Genomic DNA, 18539 nt, shown 5'->3' on the forward strand with positions numbered 1-18539 from the left:
GCTGGACTCCCCTCCCTCCAGCGGGCCGCACTCATTTTGCGATGTTAGCGTTCTCATTATTAAGTCTTCCAATATTAACTCTCCCGATATTAACTCTCCATTGACTCAATCTATTCAGAATAGGGAATAGTTGACCTTTGGGCTTTTGGAAGCGTTCTGAGATTCTAATCTGACCGTCGCGTATGTTCGGTTTTCCTTAGATAAAGTCTCGTCCGGGCCTGAAATGTCATAACGCTTTTGGGTTGAAGCTTGGCCTTCCCACTACTCTATGTTAATCCCTGAATCGTCCTGGGATTGGGGGAGGACGAGGTGCTACCCAAGCGGTCGTGAAATAGAAACCGGACAGTAACGTGTATGACTTGGAGTAACAGGACGATACAGGGAAGAAGCCTCGTTGTGCTCGCGTTGGCGGTGCAATTTGCTTCGATGACGGTGTCGCCTGCATTGGCGTTCGAGATCTTTGGTGTCCGCCTTTGGGGCAAGGACAAGACAGAAGACGCAGATGCGGTCATCTCCGATCCCAAGCACTATTCAGTGGAAGTAGAAGCGACAGGCAGTCGGAAGAACGCCGACGGCAGCGATGCAGATGTGAAATCTGTTATTGAAGGCGCGTCCGGTCTGGTTTCAGACGAGGATAAGCCTGCATCGGGATCTGCTGGACTTCTTGCCAAGGCGCGCGGTGATTACCGCCGTATTCTATCAGCGCTTTATGGTGAAGGCCGCTATGGTGGTACGATTTCCATCAAGGTTGATGGGCGTGAAGCCAATGACATCCCTGTGGACGCAGATATTCCTGACAATGCCAAGATTGATATTTCAGTCGATCCTGGTCCTCAGTTTTTGTTCTCGCGTACAGCAATTTCCAATATCGCACCACCGCCTGTCGACAGGAAAGACAAGGTGCCGTCTCCTGAAGAAGCAGGTTTTGCTCCGGGAAAGGTTGCCCGTTCAGGGACTATCCTGAAAGCCGAGCGTCTTGCCGTTGAAGCATGGCGCCAGCAAGGCTATGCAAAGGCCAGGGTCACCGGCGAAGATGTTGTTGCCGATCATGACGGAAACACGCTTGCAGCCGATGTATCGCTCGATCCGGGCCGCAAGGCGCATTACGGTCCGGTCAGTGTGGTGGGTACCGCACGTATGGACCCGCAATTCATCGCCTGGATGACGGGATTGAACCCCGGGCAAGAATATGACCCGGATGACATCGAGAAGGCGAAAAAGCGTCTCGGACGCATGGAAGTCTTCCGTGCAATGAATTTTGAAGAAGCCGAGCAGATCGAACCAGACGGCAGTCTGCCAATGACGCTCAATGTTCAGGAGCGCAAACCACGCCGTTTCGGCTTCGGTGCTGAATATTCGACGCTCGATGGTTTTGGCGTGACCGGGTACTGGATGCATCGCAACCTGTTCGGCCGGGGCGAGCGTCTGCGCTTTGATGCCAAGATCAGCGGTGTCGGCGGATCGCAGGACAATTCGTTTAACCCTGCTAACTTCACATATATGGTCGGCACAAGCTTCACGAAGCCGGGCGTCTATACGCCGGATACGGATTTTGTTGCAGCGCTCGATGCGAAGCGTGAAGTGCTCGACGCATATACGGAAACATCGATCAACGCGAAGACCGGCTTTACGCAGATTTTCAGCGATGAGCTTTCTGGCGCGCTTTACGCCAAGGCAAGCCATGCCCGCTTTGAAGACGATTTTTTTGGAACACGTGAGTTCACGACGGGTGGGCTCGAAGGCAATCTTCTTTATGATGGCCGCAATAACAAGCCTGATCCAAGCTCAGGCGTTTATCTCGAAGGTAATATTCAGCCTTTCTACGAGTTCCAGCGTGGTAATTTTGCGACCCGGTTCACCGCTGAAGGCCGTGCTTATTACGGCTTCGGCGCGACAAACCGTGTCGTTCTTGCGGGCCGTCTGAAAGTCGGTTCCATTGTCGGTGCCGAGATTGAAGATCTTCCGCCCAACCAGCTTTTCCTTGCTGGTGGCGGTGGTTCCATCCGTGGCTATTCCTATCGTGGCGTCGGAGTGGAAACATCGACAGGCGATATCATCGGTGGCCGCTCACTGGTCGAGGCATCGGGCGAAGTACGCACACGCGTAACTGATTCTATCGGTGTGGTCGGCTTCGTTGATGCGGGCTATGTGGGCGAGCAGTCCTATCCGGATTTTTCGGAAGAAATGCGTATCGGCGCGGGCCTGGGCCTGCGCTATCTGACGGGGCTTGGACCTATCCGTCTTGATGTGGCACTTCCACTTAACCGCCGCTCGGGCGATCCGAGCTATGCATTCTACGTAGGCATAGGACAGGCGTTTTGACCAGATTTCTTGCACTCTTAGCCTTCATTCTCTTTGCCATTCCTGTGGTCGCGCAGGAGCAGGCGGAAGAAGAAAAGTCGTATTTCATTTCTTTTGTGGAGAGCAAACTTTCCGCGCCAAACCGTCGTATCCAGTTTTCGGGCTTAAGCGGTCTTCTGTCGTCTGAAGCAAGTGTCGGCGCGATCACCATTGCCGACCGCGAAGGCGTATGGCTGCGTATCGAGAATGCCAAGCTTAACTGGAGCCGCACGGCGCTGTTCACTGGCCGCCTGAGCATTCAGTCGCTGGTGGCCGAACGCATCGATATCATCCGCAAGCCATTGCCGGACAACAGCCTGCCGTCGCCGGAATCCTCAAGTTTCAGCCTCCCGGAGCTGCCACTATCCGTCAACATCGATAGTCTTGATGTGGCGAGTTTGCATTTTGGCCAGGATATTTTTGGGCTTCAGTCGGAAGTATCGCTCAATGGCAATGTATCACTTGCCGACGGGTCGCTGAATTCGTCGTTTGACATCAAGCGACTTGATGGGCCGGGTGGCAATTTTGCGCTCAGAGCAGCCTATGCAAATGCTGACCAGAAGCTTGATCTTGATCTCAAAGTCGCAGAGCCTGCCAATGGTATCGTCGCCAACCTGCTCAATATTGATGGGCATCCGCCTGTTGATCTCACGCTGACCGGCAAGGGAACGCTTGATGATCTCAAGATTGATTTGGCACTTGATACCAATGGCAACCGCACGCTGACAGGCGGCTTTACACTGGCACGTCAGGCCGATGGTCGCGTCTTTGCAACCCGTGTTGATGGTCCGATTGCCGTTCTGGTACCACCGGCATTTCGCGACTTCTTTGGCGCTGAAACTGCTTTGTCTGCGAATGGTCTACTGAAAGATGGTGGCGGCTTTCGCCTTGATGACCTCGCGCTGACCACCGCTGCATTGAAGGTGAAAGCATCAGCAGAATCGGGCAGTGACGGCTTTTTGAACAAGCTGCGTGTTGACGCAAACATTCAGGATGACAGCAAGGGCCAGGTGCTTTTGCCGGTCAAGGGTGGTGAAACAACCATCAATAATGCGTCTCTCCAGATTTCTTATGGGGATCGCCCAACCAATGACTGGACTGGAAAGCTTGCGATCTCCGGTTTCAAGAACGCGACTGTTTCCGCTTCCAGCATCGCGCTCGACATGGGCGGTGTTGCTGAAAACCTCAACGATGCAGCCAATCGCCGCGTGACTTTTGATGTTAATGGCGGCGTGAGCGGTATCAATGCGACCGACGCGAAAGTAGCCGAGGCACTGGGCGACAAAATCGATCTGGCGATAGCAGGCGGCTGGCGTGCTGGTACCGCTGTCGATCTTGCCAAAGCAAGCATTGAAGGCAACGGGCTGAGCCTGGTGCTTCAGGGCAAGATCAACGATTTCGTTTTCAATGGCGATATTCTCGCCAAGGTCGCAAGCCTTGCGCCTTATGGTGCGCTGGCAGATCGCAATTTGGCGGGTAGCATCGATGTGAAGGCAACTGGTACAGTCAGCCCGGTCAGCGGTGCGTTCCAGCTCGATCTTGATGGAACCGCGCAGAATATGCGCACGGGTACAGAAGCTGTCGATAATATTCTCGATGGCAATGTCGATCTGAGCGGTGCTCTGGGCCGTAGCGCACAAGGTTTCTCTGCGCGCAATTTCCGGATCGGCAATGAGCTGAGCGAAATCACCGCCAACGGCTCTTTCGCATCCGACAAGGCCGATTTCGATTTTGGCGTCATGCTGTCTGACCTCAAGCTTCTGTCTGACAAAGCTTCCGGTCGCATGACGATCAAAGGCAGCGCACGTGGCGAGGACAAACTGATTGCACTGGCACTGCGCGCCGATGCTCCACAGGGTACGCTTGCCGACCGCAAACTCGCCGAAGGCTCTCTTGATTTCAACGCGCTTCTGGATGGTAATGCCACGACTGGCGCTTCTCTTTCCGGCAAGCTCGCAGGCGGTGCATTTCTCAATGGAGAACGCGTCGATCTCGGCACGCTGATCGATATCGTTAATGACGAGAAGCGGCTCACCAACCTTATTTTCAATGCCGGTGGTGCGCATCTGTCGGGCAATATCACCCAGAATGCAAAGGGCCTTCTGGCTGGTCAGCTCAATGTCGATGCGCCGGATATTTCGACGGCGGCAGCCCTTTTCCTTGCAGATGCGACCGGTGCGGCCAATGCCGACATCACGCTTGATGCGAATGGCGAGCGCCAGAATGCGACCGTCAATGCCAAGGCCAGCGGTCTGAAGATCAATGGCAACCATATTGCTTCAGCCGATATCGCGCTGACAGCGCAGGATCTGTTCGGTGTGCCGGTTGTCGATGGTACAGCGGGTGCGCGCGATATTCTTGTTGGCACGTTCGGCATCGACAATTTCGACGCAAAAGCCAATGCAATCGGCACGAAGACTGATTTCACTGCCAGCACCAAACTCAAGATCGGTACAGTTGCAAATGCTGCCGGTTCACTTGAACCCAAGGACGGTGGCTTTGAACTGGGGCTGGTATCCGCCGATGTGAAGCAGGGTACACTTGCAGCGACGCTCGCTGCACCAGCAACCATTGCCATGAAGGGCAGCGACATCTCGTTTGGCGATATCATCGTCAACACGGGTGAGGGACAGGTCAAGGTCAATGGCGCAATCGGAGAGCGTCTTGATCTTTCGGTCGCACTTTCCAATCTGCCGCTCGCGCTCGCCAATACGTTCAAGCCAGAGCTTGGCCTTGGCGGCACGCTCAATGGTACAGCGCGCGTCACAGGCACGCGCGAAAAGCCCGATGCGACTTTTGATATTTCAGCGCGCGGTGTGACGGCGACTGAATTGAAAAGCCAGGGCATTGAGCCACTCAATGCGGATGCAAAGGGCAGCTCTGACAATAATCGCCTTAACGTGGACGCACATGTTACTGGCGGTGGCGGCATTGATGTGACTGCCAAGGGCGGCGTGCCGCTCGGACAGGGTGATATGGCGGTTGATATCAATCTCGCCAATCTGCCACTGACGGCTCTTAATGGAGCGGTGAAGGGACAGGACCTTGCCGGCAATGTGACAGGCACGGCGCGTGTTACAGGTCCGCTCACCAATCCAGCCGCAAGCTTTGATCTGCGTGGCACAGGATTGGCGGCAAAGCCTCTGCGCGACAATGGTCTGGCACCTTTAAGCCTGCAGGCTGCGGGAAATTATGCAGCTAAGGCTGTCGATATTTCCTCACTGACTGTCGACGGCCCGCAGGGCCTCAATGTGACCGCCAATGGCAAGGTGCCATTCTCCGGACAGGGGCTTGGCGTGAATGTCTCCGGCAGTCTGCCTTTGGCGCTTGCCAACCGGTTCCTTGCGGATCGTGGTGCGCAGGCTAGTGGTACGCTGTCGCTTACAGCAAGCGTTTCAGGTGGCTTCGACAAGCCGCAGCTTCGTGGCATGTTCTCAACGTCGGGCGCGCAGTTTATCGATCCTGAAACCAATGTGCGCCTCAACAATATCAATATCATGGGTGCCATGGAGGGGGAAACTATCACCCTGCGTCAGGTCAATGCCGCTTTTGGCAGCGGTGGTGCAATTTCGGCGACCGGTACCATTTCGACCAATGCGGCCGCCAATTTTCCTGCCAATATAGACATCAAGCTTGATCGCGCCCGCTATGCAGATGGCAAACTGGTTGTTGCTACCGTCAATGGCGGTATCTCGATAACTGGTCCGCTGATGCGCGATCCGTTGATTTCGGGCCGTATTGATGTGGATCGCGCTGAGATTACTGTGCCCGAAAATCTTGGCGGTGGCGCAGCTTACGTTCCTGTTCGCCATATCAATACACCAAAGAATGTTCAGGCAACGCTTGATCGTGCCAAAGTTGAAACGCGTCGCAGCAAGGTGCCAACACCCACAGCACGACCAACAATGCCGCGTCTTGATGTTATTGTGAGCGCGCCAAACCAGATTTTTGTGCGCGGTCGTGGCCTCGATACAGAATTGGGTGGACGCGTTCGTCTGACTGGACCTGTGACGGATATCAAGCCAGTGGGTTCGTTCGACCTGATCCGCGGTCGCATCGGCATCCTTGGCCAGCGCATCACCTTCGATGAAGGCCAAGTAACGCTGGTGGGTGATCTTAATCCGCAGATCAACTTCGTTGCGCGCAGTGAAGGTGACGATATCACCGCAATTGTCACCGTTACCGGCACTGTCGATAATCTCAATATCGTCTTCTCATCCTCGCCGGAATTGCCGCAGGATGAAGTCCTCGCACATCTGATCTTCAAGCGCTCGATTGGTGAATTGTCGGCCTTCCAGATCGCGCAGCTCGCGGCCGCCGCAGCCGAACTTGCCGGTGGCTCCAACAATTCGCTGATGGGGAAATTGCGTCAGGGAACGGGCTTGGATGATATCGATGTTGTGACGGACAGTCAGGGTCAGACTGCTGTGCGCGCCGGTCGCTACATTCGTGATAACATTTATCTGGGTGTTGAAGCAGGTTCTGGCGGTTCAACCAAAGGCACCGTCAATCTCGATATTTCCCGCAACCTCAAGGTTAAGGGTGCTCTGGGATCGGAAGGCGATTCCAGTGGCGGTATTTTCTACGAAAAAGACTATTGATCGATCAGCAGAGCTTGATCAGAAGGCCGGGCATATGTCCGGCCTTTCTTTATGGATTTAGCGGTAACCATTTTTCTTAACGTTTACGCGAAGTGTTTAACGCTTCCTCAACCATAAGGACGCAAATTGTCGGAACGATAAGAAGGCACTTTGCCAATTGTTTCGAGTTGGGCGATTTGTATGTCTAAATTGAATGAGAAATTAAGCCGCCGTCATTTTCTGCTCGGCACAGGTGCTGCCTTGCTGGGTGGTGTTGCGGGCTGCTCGCAAACGATGGACATGTCTGCATTCCAGATGAACATCGATCCGATGTCTACTGGCGGTATTACGCCCATGCGCCCGCAAATCAGCGTGGACAAGGCGATCACTACACCTGACGTGATGTATGCGGCGGTGCAGGAAGGCCAATATGCGCTTCCAGCGATCCCTTACAGCAAAGTGCCGAAAGAGTTCCGACGCCAGATCGTGCCGGATCCGACAGGCGAAGCGCCGGGAACAATTGTGGTCAGCACCAAGGATCATTTCCTTTACTATGTGCTGCCGGGTGGCGAGGCGCTGCGCTATGGCGTGGGCATCGGCAAGGCCGGTTTCGAATGGCAGGGCCGTGCCAATGTGCAATACAAGAAGCAGTGGCCGCGCTGGACACCACCGCCGGAAATGATCCAGCGCAGACCAGATCTTGAAAAATACCGCAATGGTCAGGAGCCGGGTCCGCAAAATCCCCTCGGCGCGCGCGCACTTTATATCTTCCAGAATGGTAGTGACACTGGCTACCGTATCCATGGATCGCCTGAATGGTGGTCGATTGGTCAGTCGATGTCGTCGGGCTGTATTCGCCTTATGAATCAGGACATCATCGATCTCTATAATCGCGTTCAGGGAAAGGCACCTATCATCGTTGGATGATCGGTGTTTCATCACGCTAAAGAATTAGAGCGCGTGCATTCGGGAAATGCACGCGCTCCAAAGTTTTCCGGGCTGACTGGAGGTCATTTCTCCGGCTATCAGATCGATGTCCGACTATTCAAAGTGAACAGGTTTGGCCGCAGTGTCGGCAAAAGCGACGAGGCGTGAAAGCTCAGACTTCATGCTGTCGACCGATGCATGAAGCGTCTGTGGTTTCGATGCAGTCATATCCTGCGCCATCTGGGTGGATATTGCCGGCATGGCAAAGGCTGCTGTCGTCAGAGCAATGGCAGCAACAAAGCCGAGGCGTCGTTCGGTTCTGGCTTGCATTTTCGTTCTCCTCGCGCCGCAATGAGCGGCTTAAATCAAAGTGGTTTCCTACGCAGCGTTCCTGAAATCAGTGAAAGGTCGCGCGATGGGTTATGTTCAGAGCAATGTCGATGGCATGGATCGGTATTGGCAACAAAGTCTGTCCGAAATCGGCCAATGTGTCGGCAAAATTGCGGGCTGCATCTGCCACATCGTCGCAACGCCGTTTGCAGGCGATAGCCTCGAGGCAGGTTTCGAGCAGCAAACCATCCTGATTCTGGAGGCCTGAGATCAGGCCCAGCGTGAGGCATTCCTCACGACACACATGGTGCGAATCGAATGGAAACGCCCTCAACTGACAGCTTGCACAATGGCGCAATACGCGAATGAACTGAGAAAGCTCGGCGATTGCACGCTTTGCTTCAGAGGGTCCAAGCACTTCCGAATAGAGGCCCCAGGTCATTTCCCAGGGAATGATCGACCCGGTTTCAAAACCGGCGGTCCAGCGGCGATAGCCTTCCAGCACCAGCTTTTCCGGCAGGCGATCATAATAGCCCACGCTGTTGGTGCCATTCAGCTCCGAGATGCGCATATTCATGTTCGCCTCCATTCAGAGGTGCGAACAAATGCGCAGCCTTGCTGCTTATGTTTCGCGAGGCGTTCTGTTTCCCCTCGCGCATTGCAGTATCCGGTCGGCAAAAGATGAAGTTGCCATGGCAATCCATCCACATTTGCGGACCGGCATTCACTGAGACCGATCATCGGGTCCTCCAATCGAAAGGGTTCAAGGCCCAGACATCAAAGGTTGCACAAAATAACTCGCATGCATAAAAGCGGTAATTTGATCTGGAGTCAATTACTCAGCTTTTAAAAAGATGAATTATTTCAATAGTGTAGAATTATTCTAGACTATTACATTCATGTTTATAGCAATAAACGAAGAACGCAACCGCTACAACGGGGCAGCGGTTGCGGCAAACGGGCGCATAAAGCACGGAGAGAAGCGCGTTACCGCCCTTTGCGCCTGCGACGGAGTGCATCCCAAAAAATCTGAAACGAATTTCGGGATGCATATCGATCAAAATGTCAGATCGAAACCTGCTTTAATGATTTGAATGGTCGTCGGATTTGCCGCTTTGCGGTGTCACTGGAAATTCGAGATCAACCTTACCGGCCTTTTCGAATTCAAGTGTTGCTGAAACCTTGTCGCCTTCCTTGTATGGCGTTTCCGGCTGAATGAACATCAGGTGATATCCGCCTGATTTCAGCTCCACCGTTTCACCTGCTGGAATATCCAGCCCGCCATCAATCTTGCGCATCTTCATGACCTGATTTTCCATGCTCATTTCATGGATTTCGACACGCTTGACGCCAGTCGTAGTGACGCTGACCAGCTTGTCTGCGGCCTTGCCATCATTTGCAATGGTCAGGAAACCGCCAGCGACTTTCGCACCGGGAACCATGGCGCGAATTGAAGGAGCGGTAATGGTCAGCTCGCCAACTTTGATCGGTGCCATTGCGTGATCGCCGTGTGAGGCATTTGAGCCATGTTCACTGTGACCGGCATGTTCATCGGAACCGGCAGCTGCCAGCACCCGGAGCTGTGGTGCAGGATGTTCCAGGTCGTGCGGATTCTGACCGTCTTTGGCAATCTCGGTCCAGGTGACGGAATCATCCGTTCCGCAGAACTGGGTCACGGGGAAGGACAGCATTGTATCCTTGTCAAATTTGGCAAGCTGGCCAACCACGACGAACTCGTCGTAAAAATCACTCGGAAGGTCGCCTTCGCTCCACGTCACCTGTTTGACGCCGGAAGTCACATCCTTGCCGTGGATTTTGTAGCTCTGCGCATAATCGCCCCTGGCTGTTTCGATTTTCCAGCCAGCCTTTGGCTGCGGCTGCGCAGAAACAAAGCCTTCCGGCAGTTCGATCTTTACTGCCGTTGTAGCTTTGCCATCGCAACCATGTGGAATGCGGAGAACAGCCTTGTAGAACCCGCCCGCCTTGGCTTCGCTCTGTTCTAGCGATGAATGCGCATTGGCCAGTCCTGCGGATGCAAAAAGAGCGAAAAGCGAAATGGCGGATGCAAAAGAACGAGAATTTTTCCGTGAGTTTTTCATTGTCATAAACCTGAATAGTTGTGTGTTCGGACGCGGCTTAGCTTTGAGCGCGCATTGAAAGACTGATTTCAGGCGAAGGGCGGCGCTTGTGGCGGCGCCGATGGCGGATAGATGTCACGCCAAAGAACTGGTTGAGAAGGCACCACAGCATTTGCCAATGCCACATTCGGTGCAGCCCCACTGGAGGCTGTGGGCGTTGGACAAAGAAACGCCGATGAAATGCGGCAGGCATCGCAGACATTGCTATTATGCAGATGCTGGTCCCGGTCATGCCCGTTGCTGTCAACCGCATGATCGGTGAGGCAGAGCACCGGATAAGTGCCGTCGGGCAGAACATATTCCGCAAGCAGCAATTCTTCAGCAGAGGCGATATCGATCGGCTTATGTGCAAAAGCGACGAGCATCAGCGCCAGTACGCTTAGCAAACGTACTGCCAGCATCACCCGCAATTGCATCGCGCCAGCCTTCAATTCTCTGCTTCTCCTTTGTGCCGCGCTTTACCTAATTCATCCCGGCCTCATTTGCCAAGTGTCAAATAGAAGCTGGCTGCTTTGGAAGGGGCATAGGCAAGTTGTTCGACTGATATGCTCTACTCGCCCAACCGCTTGTTCCTTACTGATAACGCCCACCGCGCTGAATGACTTCAATCTTGTAGCCATCCGGGTCTTCGACGAAAAAGAACCGAGCGACCTGCACGTCTCCGTTCTTGAAATCCACACGTTTGCCAACTTTGAACCCGAGTTCGGTGAAGCGTGCATATTCAGCGTCAAGATCATCGACCACAACAGCGAGATGCCCGTAACCATCACCAAGATTATAGGGATCGGCGCGTCCTTTGTTGACTGTCAGCTCCACCTCGAAGTCCGCTTTCTCATTGCGCAGATAGATCAGCGTAAAAGTTTCAAAATCGATACGCTCGGCAATCTTCAACCCGAAGGCCTTATCGTAGAAGGAAACCGATCGGACTTCGTTGAGAACGCGTATCATCGAATGGATGGCTTTAGCCATTATGTCACCTGCTGCTGGAAACTCTTTCATCGGATCTATTGGCCTTTTGGCTAAAACTGGATTATCTCAAGACATGCGAAGCGGGCAAGCTCAATGCATGTTGCAGACGAGGGCTTGCTGCAGACGAGGTTGGAATAATGTCAGGCGTAACGCGTGAACAGGTTCTGGAGCGGCTGAAGGCTGTGACAGGTCCAGATTTCGAAAGCGATGTCGTGTCGCTCGGTCTGGTTTCAGATATTTTCATTGCTGACGGCAAGGTCTTCTTTTCCATTACGGTCCCGGCGGATCGCGCAGATGCGCTGGAGCCGATGCGGCTTGCCGCCGAAAAATCAGTGAAGGAAATACCGGGCGTGTCCGGTGCGCTGGTGACGCTGACTGCGGAAAAAAAAGGTGGCCGCACCAGCGATGATGCCCCACCACCTCCCAAACCTCAGGCGCGACCAGCACCTGCGGCCGCACATAGTCACGCACCCCAATCACGTCCAGAGCCACGTCCGGCTGGCAAGCCCGGCGTTCCCGGTGTTGGCGCAATCATAGCGGTTGCGTCAGGCAAGGGCGGCGTTGGCAAATCCACGACAGCCGTTAATCTCGCGCTCGGAATGGTGGCCAATGGGCTTAAGGTCGGCGTGCTTGATGCAGATATTTACGGCCCTTCCATGCCGCGCCTGCTCGGTCTTTCCGGGCGACCGGAAACGATTGAAGGTCGCACACTGAAGCCGATGGAAAATTATGGCCTCAAGGTCATGTCCATGGGTTTCATGGTTGAAGAAGATACGCCGATGATCTGGCGTGGTCCGATGGTCATTTCGGCTCTGACGCAGATGCTGCGTGAAGTGGCATGGGGCGAACTTGATGTACTCGTTGTCGATATGCCTCCCGGCACAGGTGACGCACAGCTCACCATGGCGCAGCAGGTTCCGCTTGCTGGCGCAGTCGTTGTATCCACACCACAGGATCTGGCGTTGATCGATGCGCGCAAGGGCCTCAACATGTTCCGCAAGGTGGATGTGCCGCTTTTGGGCATTGTCGAGAACATGAGCTATTTCATCGCGCCTGATACCGGCGCGCGCTACGATATTTTTGGCCATGGTGGAGCGCGCAAAGAGGCCGAACGCCTCAATGTGCCTTTCCTGGGCGAAGTGCCGCTTCATATGGACGTGCGCGCTCATTCCGATAATGGTACGCCGATTACCGCGGTGGAGCCGGACAGCGAACATGCAGTGATTTATCGTGAGATCGCGCGCAAGGTCTGGGAAAACATGAAGAGTGGGAAGGGGGCTGGTAAGCCCGCTCCGGCGATTGTTTTTGAGTAAAGCGTATCCCGAAAAGTGGGAACCGGTTTTGCGCTGGATAATGCTTAAAAAAGGGCCCGAACGGGCCCTTTTTATTAAAGCTTGTCTCCCAAGAGTGGAAATCTGTTTTTAGGTGATCACGCTCGGTTCGGTTCGTCCGCTGCGTTTTTTCACCTCAGTGATTTGTTCGGCAGCATCAATCAAGGCACCCAAAGTTTCCTGCGTATCGAGATTGTGCCTGGCCTGATCTGCTTCATAACGCTCGATATAAATGCGGATGGTGGCCCCCGATGTACCGGTGCCTGACAAACGCAGAACGACACGTGCGCCGCCTTCAAAATAGATGCGGATGCCCTGATGCTCACTCACCGAATGATCGATCGGATCATGATAGGCGAAGTCATCTGTCTTCTCGATTCTGAGACCGTTAACACTCGTCCCGGGCAGGCTTGCAAGCTTGTCGCGCAGATCGCCAACCAGCTTTTTCGCAATGTCAGAATCAACGGCTTCGTAATCGTGGCGGGTATAGTAGTTGCGCCCAAAACGCGCCCAATGCTCTTCCACAATGGCTTTTACGCTTTCCTTACGCACAGCCAGAATGTTGAGCCAGAGCAGAACAGCCCACAACCCGTCTTTTTCACGCACATGATCCGAGCCTGTGCCGGAGCTTTCTTCGCCGCAGATCGTGACCTTGCCGTGATCAAGCAGATTGCCGAAGAACTTCCAGCCAGTCGGTGTTTCATACATGCCAATGCCGAGCTTTTCCGCTACGCGGTCTGCTGCCGCACTGGTTGGCATAGAGCGGGCAATGCCCTTGATGCCATCTTTGTAGCCTGGCGCCAGATGCGCGTTGGCCGCAAGCATGGCGAGCGAATCGGATGGAGTTACGAAGATGCCACGACCGATAATGAGATTGCGGTCACCGTCGCCGTCTGATGCCGCACCAAAATCGGGCGCATTGTCAGACATCAGCAGATCGTAAAGCTCTTTGGCATAGACGAGATTGGGGTCAGGGTGATGGCCACCAAAATCAGGCAGCGGCACGAAATTCATTACGCTGCCTTCCGGCGCACCAAGGCGGCGCTCGAAAATTTCTTTGGCGTAAGGGCCGGTGACAGCATGCATGGCATCGAACTTGAGCCCAAAGCCGCTCTTGATCATGGCGCGGATCGCATCAAAGTCGAACAGGTTTTCCATCAATTCGGCATAGTCAGTGACCGGATCGAAGACGATGATTTCCGTCTCGCCAATCTTGGCAGTCCCAACCTTGTCAATATCGACATCAGCTGCATCGGTGATCTTGTACTGATCGATGATTTTTGAGCGTGCAAAGATCGCCTCTGTGATCTTCTCAGGCGCTGGACCACCATTGCCGATATTATATTTGATGCCGAAATCTTCGTTGGGGCCGCCGGGATTATGGCTCGCGGAAAGAATGAGGCCGCCAAAGGCTTTGTATTTGCGGATCATGTTTGACGCAGCAGGCGTCGACAGAATGCCTCCCTGACCAACCATGATACGACCAAAGCCATTCGCGGCAGCTATTTTCATGACTTTCTGGATCACTTCACGATTGTAAAAGCGTCCATCGCCACCCAGCACAAGGGTTTTGCCTTTAAAGCCTTCCAGCACATCGAAAACCGACTGGATGAAATTCTCAGCATAATTGGGCTGCTGGAAAACCGGGACTTTCTTGCGCAGACCGGAGGTGCCGGGCTGCTGATCCTGAAAGGGCGTGGTGGCAACTGTTCTGACAGTCATAATTTTCCCGTTCGATTCAATAATTTGGTTTAAAGCAAGTGATCAGTCTTTGCGGTCATTGCAAGACAAGATAGATCAAACTTATTGTTTGAAAATAACAAACTGTGTGCTGTTTTACAGAAGCACTTCTAATTTTCAATTTAGGTACCCCACATGACACGTTGTTCAGCTGAAAGTCTGCCTGCGGAAATTCTTGCGCGGCTTTCCAATAGCGAGGGTCGTCTGGTTGTTGCAATCGCCGGGCCTCCCGGCGCGGGCAAGTCAACTATGTCTGATTTTCTGCGGGATGCGGTCAATGAAGGCGGTGCTGGACCTGCCGTTGTCGTGCCCATGGATGGGTTTCATCTCGACAATGTAATTCTTGATGAACGTGGGTTACGCAGCCGCAAAGGCTCTCCGCCGACCTTTGATTGTGCGGGTTTTGCAGCCCTTCTGGAGCGTTTGAAAAACGCATCGGAAGACGTGGTCATTCCGGCATTTGACCGCACGCTGGATTTAGCACGCGCTGGTGCTTCAATCGTGAGTGCCAGGCATCAGGTTCTGCTGGTGGAAGGCAATTATCTGCTGCTTGATCAGGCGCCGTGGACGCGCCTTAAACCGTTTTTCGACATGACCATCTTTCTGGACGTGCCTTTTGCAGAGCTTGAACGCCGTCTTATCCAGCGTTGGCTCGATTATGGGCACACTGAAGATGCGGCACGTGAGAGGGCGCTTTCCAACGATATTCCCAATGCCCAACTTGTGGTTTCTAGTTCACGCGATGCGGACTACGTTGTCGCTTCGACATAAGACGTAACGCAATTTTGCTCTTTCGAGACTTGCGGCAGCTGATTCCTGCCTGCATGATGCAATCAAACGGTTCTGGCTAAAACGGAATCATCTGAAGCGCATTAACTGTTTTTACGCATTATCCGACGCAAGAAGCTCACGCACCTTTGCTGGACATGCTTTAAAATTCTCACGGGATCAGCCATTCATGACCAATTATGTTTTCGCGCCCTCACCACAGCCTTTTGTGCCTGTGAAGGGCACTGAAGAACGTTTTCCCGTGCATCGTATTTATTGCGTCGGCCAGAATTACGCCGATCATGCTATCGAGATGGGCGGTGATCCAACGCGCAATCCGCCTTTTTTCTTCCAGAAAAACCCGGATAATCTTGTGATTGATGGTGGCGATTTTCCCTATCCGCCAAAGACCGAAGACGTGCATCATGAGATTGAGCTGGTTGTGGCGCTCAAGACAGGTGGCAGCGACATCCCGGTCGAGACGGCGCTCGATCATGTCTATGGCTATGCCGTTGGTATCGATATGACACGGCGCGATTTGCAGGCTGTTGCCAAAAAGGCCGGACGTCCGTGGGAAGTTGCGAAAGCTTTCGAGCATTCCGCTCCCTGTTCTGCCATCGCACCCGTATCAGACGTCGGTCATCCGCAATCAGCGGCCATTACACTTAAAATCAATGGTGAGCAGCGTCAGGCAGGCGATCTCAACCAGATGATCTGGAAAGTGCCGGAAACGATCGCGTATCTTTCATCGCTCTTTGTCTTGCAGCCGGGCGATCTCATCTATACCGGCACGCCGGCAGGCGTGGGAGCAGTGAAGCGGGGAGACTTACTGCAGGGCAATGTGGATGGTGTTGGCACAATTTCGGTGAAAGTTGTCTGACGAAATCCTGTCCTGAGACAGTCAGAAATGGATTGCGTATCGAGAACCTTTCGAAGGAGGAATGATGAGTACTTATCTTCCCGTTGACATACATGATGCTCTTGAGCGCTTTATCAACGAAAGGCATCCCGGTCTGAACCAGACCGAAGCCATCATCCATATTTTACGCAAATCACTCGTGCAGCAAGGATACCTTGCAGCACCGTCAGAACATGGTACACCGCCCGAAGATTTGAACGCCACAAACGACGATTGAACATGAACAAGACACCACAGGACGGGGCGGGCCACAAAGCTGCGCTCGGTCGCCGCCTTCTGCTTTTGACGATATTGGCGATTCTGCTGACATGCGCGCTCATCTGGATGAGCATTTATCTGTTCGATCCAGACGGGTCTCTCGGCCTGGACGATCTCGGAATTTTTGCGCATGAATTCAATGCAATAGATACGATGCTGCCGCGCATTCTGTGAGGGTTCGGAGCACTCTGTTACGGATTGAAATATTCATTTTGACGCGTCTGTGACGTTCAGGGCTTCCGCTTTGCGTATTTTGCGTGGTACATGACGCTTATCGATTGAAAGAATATTGACTGAACCGGGCCGCCAAACGGACCCGCTCAAGCCAAGAGGGTCTTATGGCATTCGAGGACATCAAGGCGGAAATTGCTCTGCTGTTTGAGCAGATGGTTAACCAGCCGCAGGACGTTCATGAGATTCGCGAAACAGTTCGCGAGAAGCTCAATGCGCTCAAAGCCACAGGTATGCCTCTGCCAGAAGATCTGGTTGAACTCGAAAAACGTATCGAACAAGATTTCGATTCCTAAGGATCAATCGGACATGCGTTTTCAGGTTTTTTCCAAATCAACTTCTCTTCCGGTCTTTAAAGGTGTTCTTCTCCTTGGCTGCGCCGTCGCTTTGAGCGCGTGCAACACGACCAATGACGGCAAGCCTGTAAAAACAGCGCTGATCACACCAAATGCAGCGTCAGCGTCAGCGACAACTACAGCGGTTGCAACAGCAGCAACGGGCGACGTGATCAATCCGGCCGCTGGCGGAACTGCAGTTGCTTCAGCCGCAACTGGCACGGAAGCTGTGGCATCGCTTGAAAACCCGGTACTTCCATCGGTCGTACCCATTCCCGGTGTCCGTGGACAATCTGAGCCGATGCTTGCCTTTGCTGGCGCACAGGCAGCAGCTTCGCCCGCGTCCCTTGCCACCAGCATGGCTTTTGAAACGCCGGATAATGCACCCAATGGTCTTGATGATCTCATCACCAAATATTCTGTTGCCTACGAAGTGCCGGAGCGACTGGTGCGTCGTGTCGTACACCGTGAAAGCCGCTTCAATCCGGGCGCCCGAAACGGTCCTTATTGGGGCCTGATGCAGATCAGTCATCCGACTGCACGTGGCATGGGCTACAAGGGCAATGCCAAGGGGCTTCTCGATGCCGAGACGAACCTGAAATATGCTGTCCGCTATCTGTCCGGCGCATACAAGGTTGCAGGTGGCGATGAAAGCCAGGCGGTCCGCTATTATGCGCGAGGCTATTATTATGATGCCAAGCGTAAGGGGCTTCTGGAAGAAACAGGTCTCGATGGCAGCTGGAAGCGCAGTGGTCCAACGCGCGATGCAGCCATAACCTCAGCAGAACCGGCAACCTTGCCAGAAGGTACTGCTGCACCGCTTCCCGGTGTTGCGCCAATTCAGGCATCTTTCACACGGTCCGCGCAGTAAGAGCCGTATCGACAATCTGTCATCTTGACGCTGCAATGCGATGCCATTCTCATAGCTTGGTATAAATTGGGCGCATCCCGAAAAATGTGTAACGATATTCGGACAAGGTGTGCGTTAAAGCAAAGCGTAAGAGCGTGATGGATGTAAGACTGCCTTATCCAATCAAATGGAAATATGACAAAGCCGAGCTGTGGGCTGATGGTGTGGTTCATGTGCTGGGCGTGGCGCTTGCGTTCGCTGGCGCCATTGCGATGCTTTTCTATTTTCTGCCGAACATGCCTGCCACGACGTCAATCTCGTCCGGCGTCTATCTCGCGAGCCTGCTCGCAGCGCTTGGAATTTCCGCGGTCTATAATATCTGGCCGGTTTCACCGACCAAATGGTTCTTGCGACGCTTCGACCATTCGGCGATCTATCTGCTGATCGCTGGGACTTATACGCCCTTCGCAGTACATATGGGTGATCGTGCCTTGCCGCTGTTGCTCTTTGTTTGGGGGGTGGCTTTCGTTGGCATCATGCTCAAGCTTTTCATGCCGGGGCGCTTTGATCGGCTATCGATCCTGCTTTATCTGGCATTGGGCTGGAGCGGCGTTATGGTCTATGACACCATGGTGCAATCGTTGCCTCCGGCCGTCTTTTGGCTGATCGCTGCTGGCGGTATGGTCTATTCGCTGGGCGTGATCTTTCATGTATGGGAACGCCTGCGTTTTCAGAATGCCATCTGGCACGGTTTCGTCGTAGTTGGTGCAGCACTGCATTATTGCGCGGTGTTCTTTGTCGGTACATGGAATTAGAGCGACCT

Annotated in this window: 17 protein-coding genes; 11 read left to right on the forward strand and 6 right to left on the reverse strand. The window is 53.6% G+C overall.

Features of this window, described 5'->3' with window-relative positions; translation table 11 throughout:
• Positions 1 to 354: 354 nt before the first annotated feature.
• The 3 genes from CEV32_RS18965 (at position 355) to CEV32_RS18975 (ending at position 7847) form a co-directional block, all read left to right on the forward strand.
• The gene (locus CEV32_RS18965) at positions 355 to 2322 is read left to right on the forward strand and encodes an autotransporter assembly complex protein TamA (RefSeq protein ID WP_445433060.1); all 1968 of its coding nucleotides are present in this window, start codon (positions 355 to 357) and stop codon (positions 2320 to 2322) included.
• On the forward strand, positions 2319 to 6941 hold the full coding sequence (locus tag CEV32_RS18970) for a translocation/assembly module TamB domain-containing protein (protein ID WP_094578669.1): 4623 nt from the start codon (positions 2319 to 2321) through the stop codon (positions 6939 to 6941). The genes CEV32_RS18965 and CEV32_RS18970 overlap by 4 nt, the downstream gene beginning before the upstream one ends.
• Before the next feature lie 180 nt (positions 6942 to 7121).
• Positions 7122 to 7847 carry a L,D-transpeptidase gene (locus CEV32_RS18975; protein ID WP_094578670.1) on the forward strand — a complete coding sequence of 242 codons (726 nt, stop codon included), beginning with the start codon at positions 7122 to 7124 and terminating at the stop codon, positions 7845 to 7847.
• Between the two features lie 114 nt (positions 7848 to 7961).
• On the opposite strand, the gene CEV32_RS18980 is transcribed toward CEV32_RS18975, so the two are convergent.
• The 5 genes from CEV32_RS18980 to CEV32_RS19000 form a co-directional block, all read right to left on the reverse strand.
• Positions 7962 to 8177: a hypothetical protein gene (locus CEV32_RS18980; RefSeq protein WP_094578671.1), complete on the reverse strand. Its 216-nt coding sequence runs from the start codon at positions 8175 to 8177 to the stop codon at positions 7962 to 7964.
• A 67-nt stretch (positions 8178 to 8244) separates the two neighbouring features.
• Positions 8245 to 8754 carry a hypothetical protein gene (locus tag CEV32_RS18985; protein ID WP_208620873.1) on the reverse strand — a complete coding sequence of 170 codons (510 nt, stop codon included), beginning with the start codon at positions 8752 to 8754 and terminating at the stop codon, positions 8245 to 8247.
• A gap of 505 nt (positions 8755 to 9259) precedes the next feature.
• A complete protein-coding gene (locus tag CEV32_RS18990; RefSeq protein ID WP_094578672.1) occupies positions 9260 to 10276 on the reverse strand; it encodes a DUF1775 domain-containing protein in 1017 nt (338 codons plus the stop codon).
• 68 nt (positions 10277 to 10344) lie between these two features.
• Positions 10345 to 10746, reverse strand: coding sequence for a hypothetical protein (locus CEV32_RS18995; protein WP_167382829.1), 402 nt, complete (start codon positions 10744 to 10746; stop codon positions 10345 to 10347).
• A gap of 142 nt (positions 10747 to 10888) precedes the next feature.
• A complete protein-coding gene (locus CEV32_RS19000; RefSeq protein ID WP_094579168.1) occupies positions 10889 to 11284 on the reverse strand; it encodes a VOC family protein in 396 nt (131 codons plus the stop codon).
• Between the two features lie 137 nt (positions 11285 to 11421).
• Between CEV32_RS19000 and CEV32_RS19005 the strand changes: the two genes are divergently transcribed.
• The gene (locus CEV32_RS19005; protein WP_094578673.1) at positions 11422 to 12597 is read left to right on the forward strand and encodes an Mrp/NBP35 family ATP-binding protein; all 1176 of its coding nucleotides are present in this window, start codon (positions 11422 to 11424) and stop codon (positions 12595 to 12597) included.
• A gap of 108 nt (positions 12598 to 12705) precedes the next feature.
• Here CEV32_RS19005 and CEV32_RS19010 read toward each other — a convergent pair whose 3' ends face one another.
• Positions 12706 to 14337, reverse strand: a complete 1632-nt coding sequence (locus tag CEV32_RS19010) for an alpha-D-glucose phosphate-specific phosphoglucomutase (protein ID WP_094578674.1) — start codon at positions 14335 to 14337, stop codon at positions 12706 to 12708.
• Between the two features lie 153 nt (positions 14338 to 14490).
• On the opposite strand from CEV32_RS19010, the gene CEV32_RS19015 reads away from it, so the two are divergent.
• The 7 genes from CEV32_RS19015 to trhA all read left to right on the forward strand — a co-directional run bounded on the left by CEV32_RS19015 (position 14491) and on the right by trhA (position 18531).
• Complete coding sequence (locus CEV32_RS19015) at positions 14491 to 15126, forward strand: nucleoside/nucleotide kinase family protein (protein ID WP_094578675.1); 636 nt, start codon at positions 14491 to 14493, stop codon at positions 15124 to 15126.
• Positions 15127 to 15313: 187 nt separating this feature from the next.
• On the forward strand, positions 15314 to 16003 hold the full coding sequence (locus tag CEV32_RS19020) for a fumarylacetoacetate hydrolase family protein (RefSeq protein WP_094578676.1): 690 nt from the start codon (positions 15314 to 15316) through the stop codon (positions 16001 to 16003).
• A 64-nt stretch (positions 16004 to 16067) separates the two neighbouring features.
• A complete protein-coding gene (locus tag CEV32_RS19025; RefSeq protein ID WP_094578677.1) occupies positions 16068 to 16259 on the forward strand; it encodes a hypothetical protein in 192 nt (63 codons plus the stop codon).
• Between the two features lie 2 nt (positions 16260 to 16261).
• A complete protein-coding gene (locus CEV32_RS19030) occupies positions 16262 to 16474 on the forward strand; it encodes a hypothetical protein (protein WP_094578678.1) in 213 nt (70 codons plus the stop codon).
• Positions 16475 to 16638: 164 nt separating this feature from the next.
• Positions 16639 to 16827 (forward strand): hypothetical protein, encoded by a 189-nt coding sequence (locus CEV32_RS19035; protein ID WP_094578679.1) that lies wholly within the window; start codon positions 16639 to 16641, stop codon positions 16825 to 16827.
• A 13-nt stretch (positions 16828 to 16840) separates the two neighbouring features.
• Positions 16841 to 17737 carry a lytic transglycosylase domain-containing protein gene (locus CEV32_RS19040; protein ID WP_094578680.1) on the forward strand — a complete coding sequence of 299 codons (897 nt, stop codon included), beginning with the start codon at positions 16841 to 16843 and terminating at the stop codon, positions 17735 to 17737.
• A 137-nt stretch (positions 17738 to 17874) separates the two neighbouring features.
• Positions 17875 to 18531, forward strand: coding sequence for a PAQR family membrane homeostasis protein TrhA (gene trhA / locus CEV32_RS19045; RefSeq protein WP_094578681.1), 657 nt, complete (start codon positions 17875 to 17877; stop codon positions 18529 to 18531).
• The last annotated feature ends 8 nt before the right edge of the window (positions 18532 to 18539 follow it).

This window comes from Brucella rhizosphaerae (assembly GCF_002252475.1).
GTDB lineage: Bacteria > Pseudomonadota > Alphaproteobacteria > Rhizobiales > Rhizobiaceae > Brucella > Brucella rhizosphaerae.